This window comes from Streptococcus sp. SO4, assembly GCF_030440055.1.
GTDB lineage: Bacteria > Bacillota > Bacilli > Lactobacillales > Streptococcaceae > Streptococcus > Streptococcus nidrosiense.
In genome coordinates this window covers 63,052-81,541 of record NZ_JAQFJI010000011.1, presented here as the reverse complement: position 1 = coordinate 81,541, position 18,490 = coordinate 63,052, and the positions used below count along the sequence as shown (strand labels likewise).

The 18,490-nt window shown below is 39.4% G+C and carries 11 protein-coding genes; 1 reads left to right on the top strand and 10 read right to left on the bottom strand.

Annotated features, from left to right (window positions below):
• The 9 genes from PCY08_RS07855 to PCY08_RS07815 form a co-directional block, all read right to left on the bottom strand.
• Positions 1–8,068, bottom strand: an 8,068-nt coding sequence (locus PCY08_RS07855) for an accessory Sec-dependent serine-rich glycoprotein adhesin (protein ID WP_301559987.1), incomplete at its 3' end; no start/stop codon positions are given.
• 828 nt (positions 8,069–8,896) lie between these two features.
• Positions 8,897–9,808, bottom strand: a complete 912-nt coding sequence (locus PCY08_RS07850; protein ID WP_301559986.1) for a bifunctional riboflavin kinase/FAD synthetase — start codon at positions 9,806–9,808, stop codon at positions 8,897–8,899.
• Positions 9,809–9,873: 65 nt separating this feature from the next.
• A complete protein-coding gene (locus PCY08_RS07845; RefSeq protein WP_301559985.1) occupies positions 9,874–10,860 on the bottom strand; it encodes a dihydroorotate dehydrogenase in 987 nt (328 codons plus the stop codon).
• Positions 10,823–11,623, bottom strand: coding sequence for a dihydroorotate dehydrogenase electron transfer subunit (locus PCY08_RS07840; RefSeq protein ID WP_301559984.1), 801 nt, complete (start codon positions 11,621–11,623; stop codon positions 10,823–10,825). The genes PCY08_RS07845 and PCY08_RS07840 overlap by 38 nt, the downstream gene beginning before the upstream one ends.
• A gap of 250 nt (positions 11,624–11,873) precedes the next feature.
• Positions 11,874–12,563 carry a sugar phosphate nucleotidyltransferase gene (locus PCY08_RS07835; protein WP_301559983.1) on the bottom strand — a complete coding sequence of 230 codons (690 nt, stop codon included), beginning with the start codon at positions 12,561–12,563 and terminating at the stop codon, positions 11,874–11,876.
• Positions 12,564–12,575: 12 nt separating this feature from the next.
• Complete coding sequence (locus tag PCY08_RS07830) at positions 12,576–13,454, bottom strand: DMT family transporter (RefSeq protein ID WP_301559982.1); 879 nt, start codon at positions 13,452–13,454, stop codon at positions 12,576–12,578.
• On the bottom strand, positions 13,444–14,313 hold the full coding sequence (locus PCY08_RS07825) for a phosphotransferase family protein (protein ID WP_049508449.1): 870 nt from the start codon (positions 14,311–14,313) through the stop codon (positions 13,444–13,446). Before PCY08_RS07825 ends, PCY08_RS07830 begins: the two co-directional genes overlap by 11 nt.
• A 12-nt stretch (positions 14,314–14,325) precedes the next feature.
• Entirely contained in the window at positions 14,326–15,348 is a 1,023-nt protein-coding gene (locus tag PCY08_RS07820) for a ribitol-5-phosphate dehydrogenase (protein ID WP_301559981.1), read from the bottom strand.
• Positions 15,349–15,352: 4 nt separating this feature from the next.
• Positions 15,353–16,060, bottom strand: coding sequence for a 2-C-methyl-D-erythritol 4-phosphate cytidylyltransferase (locus PCY08_RS07815; RefSeq protein ID WP_223140913.1), 708 nt, complete (start codon positions 16,058–16,060; stop codon positions 15,353–15,355).
• 325 nt (positions 16,061–16,385) lie between these two features.
• On the opposite strand from PCY08_RS07815, the gene PCY08_RS07810 reads away from it, so the two are divergent.
• Positions 16,386–16,685: a YbaB/EbfC family nucleoid-associated protein gene (locus PCY08_RS07810; RefSeq protein WP_000981533.1), complete on the top strand. Its 300-nt coding sequence runs from the start codon at positions 16,386–16,388 to the stop codon at positions 16,683–16,685.
• A 40-nt stretch (positions 16,686–16,725) separates the two neighbouring features.
• Here PCY08_RS07810 and PCY08_RS07805 read toward each other — a convergent pair whose 3' ends face one another.
• A complete protein-coding gene (locus PCY08_RS07805; protein ID WP_301559980.1) occupies positions 16,726–18,489 on the bottom strand; it encodes a glycerophosphodiester phosphodiesterase in 1,764 nt (587 codons plus the stop codon).
• Position 18,490: the final 1 nt, after the last annotated feature.

The following is an 18,490-nucleotide window of genomic DNA, read 5'->3' as shown; positions in this document are numbered from 1 at the left end:
AAGCAGATGTGCTTGCTGAGGTGCTTGCACTTGTTGAAGCGGACGTACTTGCCGATGTGCTTGCACTTGTTGAAGCGGACGTACTTGCCGATGTGCTTGCACTTGTTGAAGCGGACGTACTTGCTGATGTGCTTGCACTTGTTGATGCAGATGTACTTGCTGACGTGCTTGCGCTTGTTGAAGCGGATGTACTTGCTGACGTGCTTGCACTTGTTGATGCCGATGTACTTGCTGACGTGCTTGCACTTGTTGAAGCCGATGTGCTTGCTGATGTGCTTGCGCTCGTTGAGGCTGACGTGCTTGCCGATGTACTTGCGCTCGTTGATGCTGACGTACTTGCTGACGTGCTTGCACTTGTTGAAGCCGACGTACTTGCTGACGTGCTTGCACTTGTTGAAGCGGACGTGCTAGCCGACGTACTTGCACTTGTTGAAGCGGATGTACTTGCCGATGTGCTTGCACTTGTTGAAGCGGATGTACTTGCCGATGTGCTTGCACTTGTTGAAGCTGACGTACTTGCGCTCGTTGATGCCGATGTACTTGCTGACGTACTTGCGCTTGTTGATGCAGATGTACTTGCACTTGTTGATGCGGATGTACTTGCTGATGTGCTTGCGCTCGTTGATGCCGATGTACTTGCTGACGTACTTGCGCTCGTTGAAGCTGACGTGCTTGCTGAGGTACTTGCACTTGTTGATGCAGATGTACTTGCTGACGTACTTGCACTTGTTGAAGCAGATGTACTTGCTGATGTACTTGCACTTGTTGAAGCTGACGTGCTTGCTGACGTGCTTGCGCTCGTTGAAGCTGACGTGCTTGCTGATGTGCTTGCGCTTGTTGAAGCTGATGTACTTGCTGATGTGCTTGCGCTCGTTGAGGCTGATGTACTTGCTGACGTACTTGCACTTGTTGAAGCTGACGTGCTTGCCGATGTGCTTGCGCTCGTTGAGGCTGACGTGCTTGCCGATGTGCTTGCGCTTGTTGAAGCAGATGTACTTGCTGAGGTACTTGCGCTCGTTGAGGCAGATGTACTTGCTGATGTACTTGCACTTGTTGAGGCTGACGTACTTGCTGAGGTACTTGCGCTTGTTGATGCAGATGTACTTGCGCTTGTTGATGCCGATGTACTTGCCGATGTACTTGCTGATGTGCTTGCGCTTGTTGAGGCTGACGTGCTTGCCGATGTACTTGCGCTCGTTGAGGCAGATGTACTTGCTGACGTGCTTGCGCTCGTTGATGCTGACGTGCTAGCCGACGTACTTGCGCTTGTTGAGGCTGATGTACTTGCTGACGTACTTGCACTTGTTGAAGCGGATGTACTTGCTGACGTGCTTGCGCTGGTTGAGGCAGATGTACTTGCTGACGTGCTTGCGCTGGTTGAGGCAGATGTACTTGCTGATGTGCTTGCGCTGGTTGAGGCTGATGTGCTAGCCGATGTACTTGCGCTGGTTGAAGCAGATGTACTTGCTGACGTGCTTGCGCTGGTTGAAGCAGATGTACTTGCACTTGTTGAGGCTGAGGTACTTGCACTTGTTGAGGCTGACGTGCTTGCTGACGTACTTGCACTCGTTGATGCAGATGTACTTGCCGATGTACTTGCACTTGTTGAAGCGGACGTACTTGCTGACGTACTTGCGCTCGTTGAAGCGGACGTGCTTGCTGACGTGCTTGCGCTCGTTGAGGCAGATGTGCTTGCTGACGTGCTTGCTGACGTACTTGCACTCGTTGATGCAGATGTACTTGCCGATGTACTTGCACTTGTTGAAGCGGATGTACTTGCTGATGTGCTGGCACTTGTTGAAGCGGACGTGCTTGCCGATGTACTTGCGCTCGTTGAGGCCGATGTACTTACCGATGTGCTGGCACTTGTTGAAGCCGATGTACTTGCTGACGTGCTTGCACTTGTTGAAGCCGACGTGCTTGCCGATGTGCTTGCGCTTGTTGAATCAGATGTACTTGCACTGGTTGAGGCAGATGCACTCGTCGAAGCTGACTCTGATGCAGATGTACTTGCACTCGTTGACGCTGACGTACTTGCTGATTCTGACTTGTGATCCGAATCCGACAAATCAGGAGTCACTGTATTTTTGGTTCCGTCTTTGTAGGTAATCGTTACAGTTCCATTGCTATCAATATCGTACGATTTAATACGGAAATCTGTTGCAGGGTTAGACGTCTTCACCGCTTCAAGAATCTTCTTAAGATCATCTTGTGTCAATGAAGTTAAATTAGAAACTTGGATAGCACTACTTGGTTTAACACCTGGGAATTTTTCATTCAGTTTCCCTTGTGCTACTACAGCTGTGACTCTACCTGTATTATCTGATAAATCTATAGCACTAGTTCCACGGGTCCATTTATTACCATCTGCATACTGTACATTTTCTCCATAAGTAGCAGTGTACTCTAGAACTTTCGGATTAGTTGCTGAAGCTTCAGTAGGAGTATCCTTAATTCCTGGTGCAGCATCATCTGAAGAATAACCATCTTGGAAAATGCGATCTTTATCAGAAGTTCCATCGTTTAATTTCAGAGTTTTAATCTTACCACTATTATCTTTAGCAGTTAAAACAACTTTAATCTTGTCGCCTGCGAAGACTTCGTAACCACTGACTCCTGGACGAACATTATTCTTGATCGTTTGTTTTTCCCATAGGCCAGTCTTATCGTTCTTGACATAAAGTTCAAAGGTAGCTTCTGGACTTTCAGTTTCCTTGGTAATCGTCTTCGTCGTTGTAGCTGAAGTCAAGGTTTCAGTTCCACCACCCGGTAGACTGACTGTCTTCTCTTGCTTAACGGTTACATCACCTGTCGGAAGAAGACCATTGTTGCCGTCGTATGCGTCTTGCAGTTTTGCAGGTTCAAAGGTTACGCTTGTTTCATTGTCCTTAGCTGTCTTCTGGAAGGTATGTCCAGCTAAAGTTAAGGTTACAAGAGCTCCAGGTGTGACATTCGTAACAACGATCGAACGTTGTGGCAAACCACCTGTTTCATTTGTAGAACCAACTGAAATAGCTGGCGCTTGCGGATTTACCTTAATAGTCACATCAACTGTTCTACTATTTCCAGGAGCTCCACTATAGGAACCTTGCGGTAGAGTGACTGTAACTTTTTTCGTATAAACCCCAGGGTTTGCCAACATAGCATCATCAGGAACCACAACCCAACTAAATGTAGTCCCTGATGGGAAAGCAATATCAGAATTTGAATTCTTCAGTGCATTTTCTGGATTAGCAATGATATCAGCTAATGGTGTCTTATCACCTACCGTTGTCACATAATCTTGTTTAGCTACAGGATCAACGACTGTATAGTCAAAGCTTGTCTCACTTGTCAAGGCTGGATTGCTAGAAGATACCGTACCAAAACGACCGTTTGGATAAGAAGCAATGACTGTATAGGTTGTACTGTGACTCTTGGCATCTGAGCCAGTCGTATTCCATACATCATGGAAAAGCTGTGTGCCAACAGGAGTAACAATCTCAGTTCCTTGGTTATTGACTCTATACTTATAAGACCATTTTGCTATTCCAGATAAACCTGTGTCTCCTAGGTTTGTATATTGTTGGATTGTTCCACCAATATTATTCGCCCAGTCTCCTCCAGTAACTTTATCACCAGGGAGATCTGACTTGAAGGCATAGAACTTACCTGTCACACCATTGTGAGTTTTGGTTTCAACTTTTGGATAAACTTTGTAGTTATAGGATAGATCCGTTGTAGAACCATCTGGATGAGTGACAGTCAATACAGCTGCACCGCTGCCATTATGGTCTCCAGCTTCAAATGTCGGTGCCTTCTTCCAGCTGACCGTAGTTCCTGTAGGAAGAGGTTGAGCCCCAACTGCACGTACAAAGTTTGCTGGGGTGAGGTTTGCTAAAGTTTCATTGCTAACAGCATAGAAAGTATCCGCTACTTTCTCAACTCCATACTTCACTTTTGGTGCAACAGTATTCGTTGTGCCATCTTTGTAGGTAATCGTTACAGTACCATCGGTAGCAATACTATAATCGCTAATGCGGTTGGCTACCTGAGGGTTTGCAGTTTTCACTGCATCAAGAATCTTGGTGCGTTCATCATTTGTCAACGCATTTGGATTGGCAACTGCAATGGCGTTAGTAGGTTGAGCTCCTGGGAATTTATCACTCAATTTCCCTTGTGCTACAATGAATGTTTCTGATTCTAGCTCATTACCACTCAAATCTCTTGAAATGAATTTACGTGTCCAAAAATTACTTGATGACCAAGTTCTGGTGTCATTATATTTACCAGTAATTTCAATCTTCGCAGGACTTGCGTCGGTAGCTACAGTAGTAGTTCCTATACTATTTATAGTACCACCCGATGCATAGTTTGAATCAATAAAGTTTGTCTGTGGTGATCTGTTATCAGAAACCTCAAACTTGTTAATCTTTCCGCTATTATCCTTAGAAGTAGCAACTACACGATAATCATCACCTGCAAAGATTTCATATCCAGCTGGTTTTCCTTGGATAATTGTCTTTTTAGAAACTGTAGTCCAAGTACCTTGTGCATTTTTAACCTCGATAGTATAACTAATAACTGGTTTTTCAGTTTCCTTGGTAATAGTTTTAGTCGTTGTAGCTGACTCCAAGGTTTCGTTTGCGCTAGTACCTGGATTTTGGAAAACCTTACTTTGTTTAACAGTTACGTTACCTGCTGGAAGAAGACCGTCATTTCCATCATAGGCAGCCTTCAAATCTGTCGCAGTAAAGGTTACACTTGTGTCATTATTCCCCGCTGTCTTAGGGAATGTATGTCCATTTAATGTCAGGGTAACAAGTGCACCCGGCGTCACATTGGTGACTGTAATTCCTTTATTTGGAAGACCACCTGTGTTAGTTACCTGATCATCTGCGATTTGTGGTGCTTGAGGATTGACCTTGATAATTACTGGAACTGGTCTGTTATTTCCCAAAGCTCCACTGTATGAACCTTGTGGAAGTGTAATTCTCACATTTCTAGTGTAAAATCCTGGATTTGCTACTGTAGCATCATCAGGAGTTTGATCCCAACTATAGGTTGTACCAGAAGGGAAAGTAACATTAGTAGTCGAATTCTTCAGTGCATTTCCTGGATTAGCAATGATATCAGCAAGTGGAGCCTTATCACCCGCAGTAGTCACATAGTCTTGCTTAGCCACTGGGTCAACTACTGTATAGTCAAAACTGGTCTCACTTGTCAAGGCTGGGTTGCTAGAAGATACAGTACCATAACGTCCATTTGGATAAGTAGCAACTACAGTATAGGTCGTACTATGGCTCTTGGCATCTGAACCAGTAGTGTTCCACACTTCTTGGAAACGTTGTGTGCCGACAGGAGTAACAGTCTCAGCTCCTTGGTTATTGATTTTATATTTATAGGACCATTTTGTTCCAGCTAATGCTGAGTCTCCTAGGTTTGTATACTGTTCAATCGTACCACCGATGTTGTTGGCCCATCCTCCTCCTGTAACTCTATCACCAGGTAGGTTTGACTTGAAGGCATAGAACTTACCTGTCACACCATTGTAGGTTTTGGCTTCAACTTTCGGATAGACCGTATAGTTGATGGTTACATCCGAAGTTGAGTTATCAGAGTAGGTAACACGTGCTTGAGCTGTTTGTGCCCCAGTTGCACTAGTAGAGATTGGTGTTAGCCAAGAAATCCTATATCCAGTTACAGCTGGTGTTGAGCTATCAACTGGATCGATAGTCACAAAATTATTTGCATTAGCAAGATCTGCGGTAGTTTCCCCCTGAACAGCGTAGACAGTTGGAACCTTTGCAGTTGCATTATAAAGTTCATTTTGTCTGATTTTATGGAAGGCATAGGTAATTCCTTGTTTTCCTTCAAGAACTCTAACAGTATTGCCCGAAACGTATCCTTTGGCAGTAGCAACGTTAGTTGCCTTCAACTGATAACCATCAATGTTCAAATATTGTGAAAGATCTACAGTTGTTCCTGGAAGTTGTTGGATAAACACCTCATCCTTACCAGGGATTTCCTCTCCAGTATCTGCATCGATGAAATTAACTGTAACATAGGCACCACGAGCAGAGTATTCAAATTTTTCTAGTCTGAATTGTTGCAAGTTATATGCAGAACCAGTAGAAGCAAAAATAGCCAAGGCTAGCTCTTCAGGATATCCAGCGTTTGATAATAAACTATTGAAAGTATTTTGGTACTTAAGTGCATTAGTATCTGGATTTCCCCATACATTCGCATCACTCATCAGTGCCAGTTTGTCTGATTGCAGGTTCATAGACCATGTTTGACCATTGTAGGTAACCGTCATTTCTTTCGTTCTACCGTCGTAGGAAACTTGGTAATCTTTCAGAGAATTATCCGTTGGATTTTGAGCCAATTTTGAAAATGTACGTATTACTGGATAGACGGTTCCTCGTGCCCCAGCATTGTTACCATTATAGTTATAGATAAAACCACCAAAGGCGCCACCACCACCTACACTTCCGGGATCAGAAGATGCTTTATCAATAGGATTAGTTCTACTAGTATTGTGATAGGTATCAAGCTTAAAACCAAAGGAACCCTTGAGGTTGTCTCCTCCCATACCGAGAGATCCACCAGCACCATTATGATTTTTACCACCATTACCGATGACACCCGGTTCGGCTGTTGAAAACACTGCAGCAATCCCATCACCACCATAGTGACCATTAGTATGACCTTCATAAGAATCTCCAAGATTGATCTTACCTGTCAGAGTGAAACTCTCAGTCATATCTATCTTAGTTTTCAATGTATAGGAACCAGCTTGATTACCAGTGTTTTGTGTTAAGGTTACTGTACCACCACTTAGATTTGCATTCCCTGATGTTTTAAAGTAGTTTGCTTGGTTTTTATTGGTTACAACCAACTTAGCTCTTGGGTTGTAAATCGCATTTCCTAAAGAAGCATTTGTGTTATAAGGGATCCGCAAGTCATTTGAAGAAGTCAAAGCTTGACCATTACGGTAGTCACGCGCTCCAGAGCTTGCACGAAGAACTGTGTTGACCACAGTATTACGTGTTCTAGTAGCCTCAGAGATAAGGGTGTTAAGGTCAGCGTTAGGATCTGCCAAAGCATTTTGAATCGCTTCAATCGTAGCTTTTCCTTTTAGAAGCGCACTTTCAGCCCCCTCACGATTTCCCAGACGACCGAGATAGGTTCCAATCTCATCTGAAAGACTCTTGAGTTTTTTCTCTTGCTCTGCTCGTTTTTTGTCAGTTTCAGTCGCAGTTACTAACCCTGTCGCTGCTGTTGTTAACATATCAGCAGTATTGCCATTGACTTTATCAGAAACACCTGCGCTTGCTGAAGCAGTATTCAAGTTAGCTGGAGTTGACTTATAGGTAATTGTAGCACTATCTTTATTCGCCACTACTTCCTCAACCTTAGAAGTTTCATCAGTAGCACTCTTACTTGTTGAGTTTGTGGCAACAGAACTAGTAGAACCAGTTTCTGAGAGGCTTTCTGATCTTGTAAGTGACTCAGAGGTACTGCTTGAAGTTGAAATTGAGGTTGAAGCTGAGGTAGATGCTGAAGTTGACATAGAGGCAGAGGTTGAAGCTGACTCTGACGCAGATGTACTTGCAGACACTGATGAAGACAAGGACTCTGATAACGATTGACTTTCAGAGACTGAAACACTCTCACTAATAGACTGAGAAGTCACATCTGAAGCTGGAGTTTCTTGATTTTCTTGCCCAACTGACCCTAGAACTACTTTATCCGTAGTAACGAGCGTACCATCTGTCTCAATAACTTTTTCAACAGCAGTTTGCTCATTAGCATGGACCTGTGTTTGAACGATAGCTCCACCACCGATAACCGAACCAGCTGCTACTATCCCCTTAAGAACATCGATTCCTGTCAATGGTGTGGAAGAACGCTCTTCAACAACTTCTGTTGAAACTTGAGCAGTATCGACACCACCACGAATGACTTTAAATAAACCAAAGAGGGAGGTAGAAGCACGTAACCAGTGCTTCCCAGACTTGATTAACTTAAATCTTGTAACACGGTCTGTCTCTCTAAATTGACCTTCATTTCTTTTAAAAAACATGTAAATACCTTCCATTTTTCTTTCAATTATAAAAATTGAGGTTACCTTTTATTCTACCATTTTTTAACTAATTTTTCCATTTGTTTCAGATAAAAATTAGAAAGAAAACGTTATTAATTTAGTCATTTTATCTAATTTTCATAAAGAATATGAAACTATCTTTACGAGATGATATCCTATTAACAATTTGAGCTATTTAAATTATCAAAATGATGCTTTCTATTTTTATTAGCACTTTACATAGTTAGTAGAAATGATGGAATTTCTTTGAAAATTTCAAAGGGTGGATACATATTTTTTCAAGCGTACTGAAGATTCCTGAATTTTATAACAAAAAGAAAACTCTGCTGACTAGATTTAAGAATTACCTCAAAAATTTAGCAAGATTGTAAAAATTAAATAAGATTAGCATAAACATAAAAAGCATCAAAATTTTGATGCTTTCTTTTTAAACTCCAAGTTAAATGTCAGGGTAATTTTTTGAAATAAGACTCCTAAGTTCTTCAAGCTCTTCTTGAACTGTTTTTGTTGATTTCAAAACCATATCTTGTTTTTTCTTGCCATTCTTACGGATATAACAAAATTGATAATTTTTTTCGAAAACAAAGACTTATTAATCTTCGTTTCTACAAGATAAAGATGGTCTACATCTCTTAGAACTAAAGCTTGCGTTGCGTTATACTTTTTTCCTTAAACATAAGCGTCTCCTTTAGTTTGAACATTAAATTATATCAAAATTGATCAGTTTTTAAAATACATTTTTTAGATTGTTAATTTCCTATCTAAAAAAGAGTTTGAGAAATTCCCAAACTCTACTATTTTTTGATTTTATTTTCTAGCTATCTTTTCATCTTCTTCTAGTTGCTTAACCAATTGATCAACGCTATCAAATTTTACCATATCACGGATACGGTTCAACCAGGAAACGATGACAGTTTCTCCATAGATATCGTCAGAAAAATCAAAGATATGAACTTCAAAACGCTCTTCCTCGCCATCAAAGGTTTCATTTTTACCTAGACTCGCCATACCACGATAGACTTTTCTTTGAATTTCAACGTCAACGGCATAAACACCATCAGCTGGCATATATGTCCGATCCAAGTTGACTAGATTAGCTGTCGGGAAGCCAATAGTTCGACCTCGAGCATTTCCGTGAACCACTACACCTCTCGTTGGTAAAGGAAATCCCAAAAGTTTTCCTGCTTCTTTTACATCTCCTTCTAGAATGGCTTGGCGGATACGCGTTGAACTAATTTTCCCCTTTTCATCCTCAACTGGTGGAACAATAACCACTTCACCATGGAAGAGTTCTTTTAAATCCTCAGCTGTTTTTCTATCTGAACCAAGAGTATAGTCAAAACCAACTACAATTGTATCTGCCTTTGCTTCCTTGACATAGGTATCAATGAATTCTTGGGCAGTCATATTTGCTACTCGACTAGTGAAATCCATCAAATACAAACTCTCAACTCCAGCTCTCTTCAATCTACGCTCACGTTCACTAGCATACAAAATATGCAATAAGTGTTCAGGTGAGTATTGATTCAGAGTTAGTTTAGGTGATTCGTTAAAAGTTACTAGAGCTACTCCCTGGCGCTTTTCAGCAGCAATGTTAGAAGCTATTTCAAATAATTTTTGATGTCCAAGATGAACTCCATCAAAATAACCAAGTACAAGGACGTTTGGTCCTGGTGTTGCAATATCTTTTTCTGTTTTAATAGGTACTGTAATAATCATAGTATTTATTATACCAAAAAAATGGCGCTTTCAAAACAATTTAGACTGAATTCAGCATATAAAACTTAGATCAAACTTTCTTTGACTTCATTACGGAGTTGCTCTAGACTATCAATACCATATTTGTCCATGACTTTTGGTAGATTTTCGATAATATCTGGACAAGCATATGGATTGGTAAAGTTTGCTGTACCGACTCCGATAGCTGATGCACCAGCCAGATACATTTCTAAGGCAGCTTCAGCTGAATCCACTCCTCCCATACCAATGATTGGAAGCTTAGTTGTTTGAGCTACTTGACGGATTAGTTTTAGGGCTACCGGAAATACTGCAGGTCCAGACATGCCACCTGTCCCATTTGCAATAATCGGCTTTTTAGTTTTGAGATCAAAACGCATCCCTACAAGGGTATTGATCATGGTGAGTCCACTAGCTCCAGCATCTTCTGCAGCCTTAGCAATGGTTACGATATCAGTAACACTTGGAGTCAATTTGACGTAAACGGGCACTTCTGATGCTTCTACGGCAGCCTTCACCACATCATGGGCCAACTCAGGATCTTGTCCAATTAAAAGTCCATGATTCCCATGATCAACGTTAGGACAAGAGATATTGAGCTCAATGGCTTTCACGTTAGTTGCCTTAGAAAATCCATGAGATACGGCCGCATATTCTTGTTTTGAAAAGCCAGCAACATTGGCGATAATGGGAAGATTTGGATATTCTCTTTGAAGCCAAGGTAATTTTTCAGAGAGAACGACTTCTAAACCAGGATTTTGTAAACCAATGGCGTTTAGCATACCTGCAGGTGTTTCAGCCACTCGAGGAGTTGGATTACCAAAACGTGGTTCAAGGGTTGTAGCCTTAATCATGATAGAGCCCAAGAGGTCCAAATCATAGTATTTGGCATATTCTTGACCGAATCCAAAACAGCCTGAAGCAGGAATGATGGGATTCTTTAATTCTAAACCTGGTAGAGAAACTTGTAATCGATTTGTAGTCATGACACTCTCCTTATAAAACAACAGTTCCTGTTTTAAATACAGGCCCATCTTCACACACACGTTGACTAACTGTTTCGCTATCTGGTACTTTCAATACGCAAGCGTAGCAAGCCCCCATGCCACAAGCCATACGAGATTCTAGGGATAGGTAAGCTCTGGGATGGTCGTAAAATGTTTGATTGATGTATTTCATCATACCAGGCGCACCGCAAGAGTAGATGGCATCAAATTCTGTGTCAAATTCCTTAATCACTACCGATACATTTCCTTTAATACCATAAGATCCATCATCAGTCGTTACAAAGACCTGACTAAATTTGGATAATTCATCTTCCAAAATAACGGCATCTTTAGTAGCAAATCCTAGAACTGTTGTGACATCTACACCACGTTCATCTAATTGTTTAGCTACTTCAAGCAAAGGAGGCACACCAATTCCTCCACCGACTAGGAGAACACGACTCTGCTTGTCTAAATCAGATAAGTTAAAGCCATTTCCTTGAGGTCCCATAACATCTAAGCTATCACCTGTTTTTAAGGTTGAAAAAATCGCCGTACCAGAACCTTCGATACGATAAATAAGATGGCATTGTTTATTAGCCTTATCTATAGACGAGATTGAAATCGGACGACGCAAAAGATGGGCATCATCAGGTACACGCAAATGTAGAAATTGTCCAGCTTTCATAGCTTCAACCATTTCTCCTTGAAGTACGAGTTCAAAGATTGCTGGTGCGATTTCCTTTTGAGACACTACTTTCATGTTTTCCAAGCGAATAGCACCCATGCGTTTTTTACAATTTGGATTCATACCGTTTCCTCCTTAAATTTTAAGGGGTTCAGAAAAAGAAAAACCTTGCAATCGCAAGGTTTCAGTAAGATACTTACAGAAAAGAATCAAATAAACTTTGTTTATTCGAAGTTTGTGTAATCTATTTTCTATCTGACACCTTGTGAGCCTCTCTGGACTTCCCTTAAAGGTTAAATTTTTACTAGTATACTGTATCAACCCTAAAAAGTCAAGCAAAAATAGGTAAGGTGTCTGACGTATTTTAGTTTACCTATTTTTGTGAAGAGAGAATCTTCTCCAATTTTTGATAATCTTTGACACTGTCGATTTCGTAGATAGAATTTTCTTCCAATTCCTCTACGTAAACATCTAGTTCTTTGATGTTATCTTTGACCATGTTATCCCAGTAGAGATCTACAAATTCACCGCTTGCATAAGCCTCATCGATAAATCCAACAATCTTTTCAGCTGTTGGAGCATCCCAGAATGAAACTCCACTCAGGATGCGACCATTCTTACTATCAACGATGATATCTTGAACTTTGTAATCTTCTCCGTAAACTAGGAACCACTCATTATCACAATCTTCACGATAAACACTGAAATAAGTTGAACGCTTGATATCATTACGGAACATATTCTTGAAAAGATAGTTATCCGCATCGATAACATAGCTGTTAGCCAACTCTTCTTTTACCAAGTAAAGTGAGTAAAAATTATTGTAATCAGCATACTTATCGTTGAAGACCAAACGAACTCCATACTTCTCTTTAAGGTAATCGAATTGTTCTTTCAAATAACCTACAACGATGATAATATCATTAATACCACGTTCTTTTAAAAATTCAATTTGATATTCAACCAAAGGTTTTTGATTAACTTTAACCAAGGCTTTGGGAGTATTTTCTGTCATGGGTCTCAAACGAGTTCCCAAACCAGCTGCTAAGATAATCGCTTTCACGCGCTTTCTCCTTTATTCTTTAATAATAATGTAAACACCAGCCATTACGATAAGTGAAGTAATGATGGTTAGTAAATTAAGGGGCGACCCCAAGAAAATTGCTGCAAACAAAACAGTCCATACTACATAACTGACATTTAGACCAGTTGCCTTTGCTGGTTGCAATCGATTGATAGCAATGTAGTAGGCAAGGTAAGAAATCATATCAAACGCTGCAAAGACAATCAATAGACCGAACAATTGGCCATTTGCCACTTCTGCAAATGAATGATGTGTAAAGAGTACAATGACTAAATAAGACAAGAAGGATGTGACTTGTCGAATCAAGAGGGCTTCAATTTCACTGAGATCACTTTCCATAGCAAAAGAGCTAAGAACACTTTCGCTTCCCCAAGCAAGGGCACATATCAAGGCACAAAGAATGCCAATATAGAAAGAATTCACTTGCTCTGCTTTATAGGTCTGAGCAATAATCCCAGCAATGATTAGAAAGATACCAAAAATTGTATTTTTGGAAATCTTGTGCTTCAAAAAGAAGAAGGCAAGCAAGACTGAAACAGCAGGATAAATCGCCGAAACAGACGATGCTAGAGAACTTCCAATATACTTAACTGCATAAAGGTTGGCCTGCATACCAATCGGTCCTGCCAGTAAAGCACCAATAATAACACTGACATTTCGAATATTCAAGAAGATTGAAAAACGTACTTTTCCTTCCTTAACTAGAAGAAAACCTAGTAAGATAAAAATACTGAGAAAGTCGTGTGCTGCTGCTACTACAAAGGGCGATAAATCCGTGAATATTGAAAAGATATAAGCACTAATAGTTAATCCTAATCCCCAGAACACACCTGATAGTAGCCCAAAAGAAACTCCATTTTTAGCCTTCATTAGAACCTCCCATATAATCCAATTCCTTCACAGCTCTATTGTAACGAGAGATTCCATAATCTCCGAAATCTGCACCATTTTCTTCTTTGTAGATAGTCCAGAGACTCCAAATAATATCTTGCAATATTTTGTAGATACGAATTTTCTCTCTAGAAACGGGAGTCTTATCACTCTCATAATGACTTAGGAAGTCTTCTTCCTCTGCACTTGTAAATTCAGATTCTAGGAAGAGGGCTGCCAAATCCCACATAGGATCATTCATAGATGAATATTCCCAATCAATGAGATAAAGATGTCCATCTGATCCTTCAATAAAGTTTTCAGGGACCAAATCAATATGACACGATTTCTTATCCATTCCAATTTCTTCAAGTTGGTCTTTCAGAGAAAATACAGATTTTCTGACAACTTCATAGTTCGGATAGGAAATCTCCCCTTGAATCAATGATTCATATTTTTTAATTTCCTCAAAAGGAGCAAACTCTCCTTTTAATTCTTTACCCGAAGCATGAATCGTTTGTAAAATTGGAGCTATCTTCTCAAATTTAGTTTTAATGGTAGTTGAATCAAGTGTCTCTGCATTTTCGATGTATTGATTGACCTTGATACCTGCTTCGATATCAAAAAGATAATTTTCTACATCTAATTTCAAATCCTTCAACAATTCAAGATTGAACTTTTCATTCTGGCGGTTGATTAATTTATCTGTACCTTTTCCGAAAAACTTAACGATATACTGATTTGAGCTTGTTTTGACCAAGTAGTTTTGATTGGTCATACCACCTAATTGTTCAACGCTCAGAATATCTTCATCAGTTGATAGTAAAGAGGTAAGTTTTTCCTTAATATTTTTTTCCACAATCGTCCTCCATTAGACTTCCCACTTAAAGACTGTCTTAAATGCGGTATTTAAGTCAGTTGCAAAAACTCGGTGAATATCTTTGATTTCTCTGACTGGTTCTTCTAAATAAATGATATTTTTCAAACGATTGGCAAATCTCTTAATCTCCATCATTTGGATAGCTTTTTCAAAGTCAACACGTCCTGAACGTGAAGAACCTACCAGTAACAAACCTTTTTCCAATGAATCTCGAGTATTGATATTTACCTTGTACTCACTAACACCCATCATCAAAATGGTTCCCTGTGGTTTGATGTAACGAATGAGATCATTAATAGCAGGTCCGCAGCCATCACCACCACAACATTCAAAACCATGGTCAAAACTTAAATCTTCTGGAATACTGTCCGTAATGTAAAGCTCTTTTGCAAATGAAAAGAGTTCAAGTTTCTCCCAATGACGACCAATAACAATAATCTCTGCTTCAGGCAAGGTATAGTTGATAATATTTGCCATTACAAAGGCTAGACTACCATCACCAATAACTGCAATACGCTGACGTCTGCTATGTGAAACCGTCAAGAAGCGATTCATAGCGTGCATGCCCACACTGACAAACTCAGTAATTGCAGCTACTGTATCTTCGATGTCCTCGTAAGCTACCACACGATCCTTAGGTAAAGAAACAAATTCACGCATAAAGCCATCATAACCACTAGACAAGAAATAAGTTCCTGTCATATAGTTTTCATAAAATTCCTCATCACTCTGCATAGGTGGTTGATTGGGAATCATGACAACCTTCTGGCCAACTTTGTAGGTACCTGTGGGATCAGAAATAACAGTCCCACAAGACTCGTGAATCATAGCCATTGGAAGCTTTTTAGATAATATTTTTGGATCACGTTTTCCTTGATAGTAACGTTGATCTGCATGACAAACCGCCATAAAGTTTGGTCGAATAAGGATATGATTCTCTTGATCAATCTCCTCTTCTTGATATTTGATATTGATAAACTTTGGTTTTGTCAGTTGATAAATTTGATTAATCATGTTTTTAGTCTTTCTCAATCATGCTTTTAGCAATCTTCAAGTCTGTAACTGTTGTGATTTTTAGATTTGAGTATTCACCCTTAGCTAAGGCTACATCTTTGCCCTTAATGACAAAGATCTTACATGCATCTGTTAAAATTTCTTTTTCTTCTGCTGATAATGAACCATACAAATCAATAAAGTCTTTACAACGGAAGGTTTGTGGAGTCTGTCCTTGGTAAAGATGTGCACGATTTGGAATATCTGTAATGAACTGACCATTTGTACTTTCAACGATGGTATCAACTGCTTCAACCACGGTATCAACAGCATCATGGTTTTTAGCGAGTTCAATATTGTCTTGAATCATTCGAAGAGTGATGAAAGGACGAACTGAATCATGCGTCACCACAATATCATCTGCTGTCAGTGGACGGTAAGCATCAATAGCTTCAATAATTTTTTCAATACTAGAATTACGATCCGCACCACCTTTGGTGATGATAATACGATCCTTGTGAAGTGGTAGGAATTTTTCAACTAAATCTTCTGCGTGTGTAACCCAGTCACCATGAACTCCAACTACAATCTTTTCAATACTTGGTTCCAAAACAAATTTTTCGATAGTATGAATCAAGATTGGGCGATCGCCCAACTCAAGAAATTGTTTGGGTAAATTACTAATCCCCATGCGCGTGCCAGTTCCACCTGCTAAAATTCCAGCGTAGATCATTTTAATACTCCTTTAGTTTGTTCTAAAAATCTCATTCTTTACCATTATATCACAACCTAGCCCTTTATCGAAATAAATACTAGGATTCTCTAGTCAGAAAGAGGGTTGTTACATACTTTTTGGGAAGGTATCTTGAATGATAAAAAGTAGGTTTTCAAATCCATCTTTCCATTAATATAGAGTTCTTTAGAATAGTATAGAAAACTTAAAGAAATCTTAAAATGAATTAAGATAGAAAAAGAGTACTAAAATTAAAAATAGACTTTTCTAGTTAAAATTGTTAAAATAATAGGGAAAATAAAAGAAAAGGAAGCCATACACCACCATGATGAATATGCAAAACATGATGCGCCAAGCTCAAAAACTTCAAAAACAAATGGAGCAAAGTCAGGCTGAACTTGCTGCTACAGAATTTGTTGGCACTTCTGCTCAAAACCTTGTAACTGCAACATTGACGGGAGATAAGAAGGTCACAAAAATTGATTTCAATCCTGCGGTTGTTGACCCTGAAGACATCGAAACTCTTTCTGACATGACTGTTCAGGCAGTGAATGCAGCTCTTGAACAAATCGATGAGGCAACTAAAAAGAAACTCGGTGCTTTTGCAGGAAAATTACCATTCTAATAGCATAAAAAGAGGCTGAATTCAGCCTCTTTTGTCTTATCTAAAAAGTAAAGAATTCCGTTGCCTTCTTTAAAAGTAAATCGGCGTATTCTGGGTCTTCCTGGGCAGTTTCAAGTTCTTCTTGTACCATTTCCAAATTATCCGTAATCATGCCATCTACTCCCAAACGTAGGGATTTATCAAAGGATTCCGAACTATTGATTGTCCATACATAGAGTTTTTGTTTTGTATTCCAAAGCTTGGTTACAAAATATTCATCTAAGGTAGAATATTCCATGGTATAACCTGTAGCATTCGTTCTTGGAAAAACGGAATTGTAGGGCAGAATGAAATAGACTGGAATTTCCTTATCATACTGAGTTACTTTTTCAATAACATGATAATCCAAAGATTGCATCTGATGCCCATAGACTTTGATCTTTGCCCCATATTGATCTAGAAAATGATCCATCATTTGAGCACTATCTTTTCGACTTGTTTTTATTTCGATCAGCAATTTCTGATGAAGGTCATTGGCACGATTTATATAATCATCAAAGCTGGATATTTTGGTCTGATAACCATTTTCATAAATATCTAATTGCTTCAACTCATCTAAAGTTAAGTCTTGCGGTGTTACATTTAATCCCGCTAAACTTTTTAGGTTAGCATCATGCATCATGACAAACTGACCATCCTTAGTTTCTTGTACATCCATCTCAACTAAATCTGGTTTTAACTGAGCTGTTTTTTCTAAGGATTCAACTGTATTTTGGACACCATTTCCATTTGAGACACCTCTGTGAGAGATGACAAGTGGAGGGTTGACTACGGGTGCTTCTAGATAAACATAACCCTCAATCGCAAAGAAGACACTGGCGCCCCCCATTACACCCCATCTCATGAGATGATCTTTCTTTCGTCTTGGCATAATATCCAACTCCTCACCAGTTAAAAAGGAGGTAAACTTAACCAAGAAGTAAGTCAAAGCCATATAGTGGATATTTTTAATCAATATATAGTTCGAAATAGCAAGAACCAATGATTCTCGATGTGTGAGACCATCCACTAAAGACTGTATCAACAATAGAGGTATTAAAAGCAAATAGAAGAAAAGATTTGTTTTGACAAGAATTAGAAAAAGATGCCAAGCGTAAAACCAAAAATGATTCCTGGTTTTTTCTAGACTGTAGACTACAGCATCCTTGACTGTCATCTTATCATAAAAAATTTTCGGAAGGGCAAACATCACTCTTACAGAGATGTAGAGAAATAGGATACTTAAGATAAAAATAGATAACCACCACATCCAGTATTTATCTTCCATATAGGTCTGAATAAACTCAGGTATCACTATTTTATTAAAATAATAAATTTTAAAAATTTTCCTGATAAACGGAAAAATCATAGCGATATAAACGAAGATAAACAAAGCCTTAGAAAGAGTCAGACGTTTCATGAAGGCTATACTTTCACGAAATACCTTGCGACTATATTCAATCAAGGTTCGTTTCTCATGATAGAGAAGGTGCCGAGCCCCAATGAAGAGAAGACTAATTTGAAAATAAGCTACTAAAAGGTTAATGGCTATTAAGATTAAAAAACCAAAGCTGACTAAAGGCGCATGTTTTAAAATTTCAAAAACATTGTTATAGGAAATAAACAAATAGCCCGTCTGACTTAGTAAAAAGCCTGCTATCAATGAGTTCAATGGCAACCAAATATAATCTACCAGCATGAAGATTAGAAAAAATAGAAAGAGGATTTTATCCAGATTCAGGTAAATCTTTTTAAATCCCAATTTTTTAGGTTTTTCAGGTTTCATA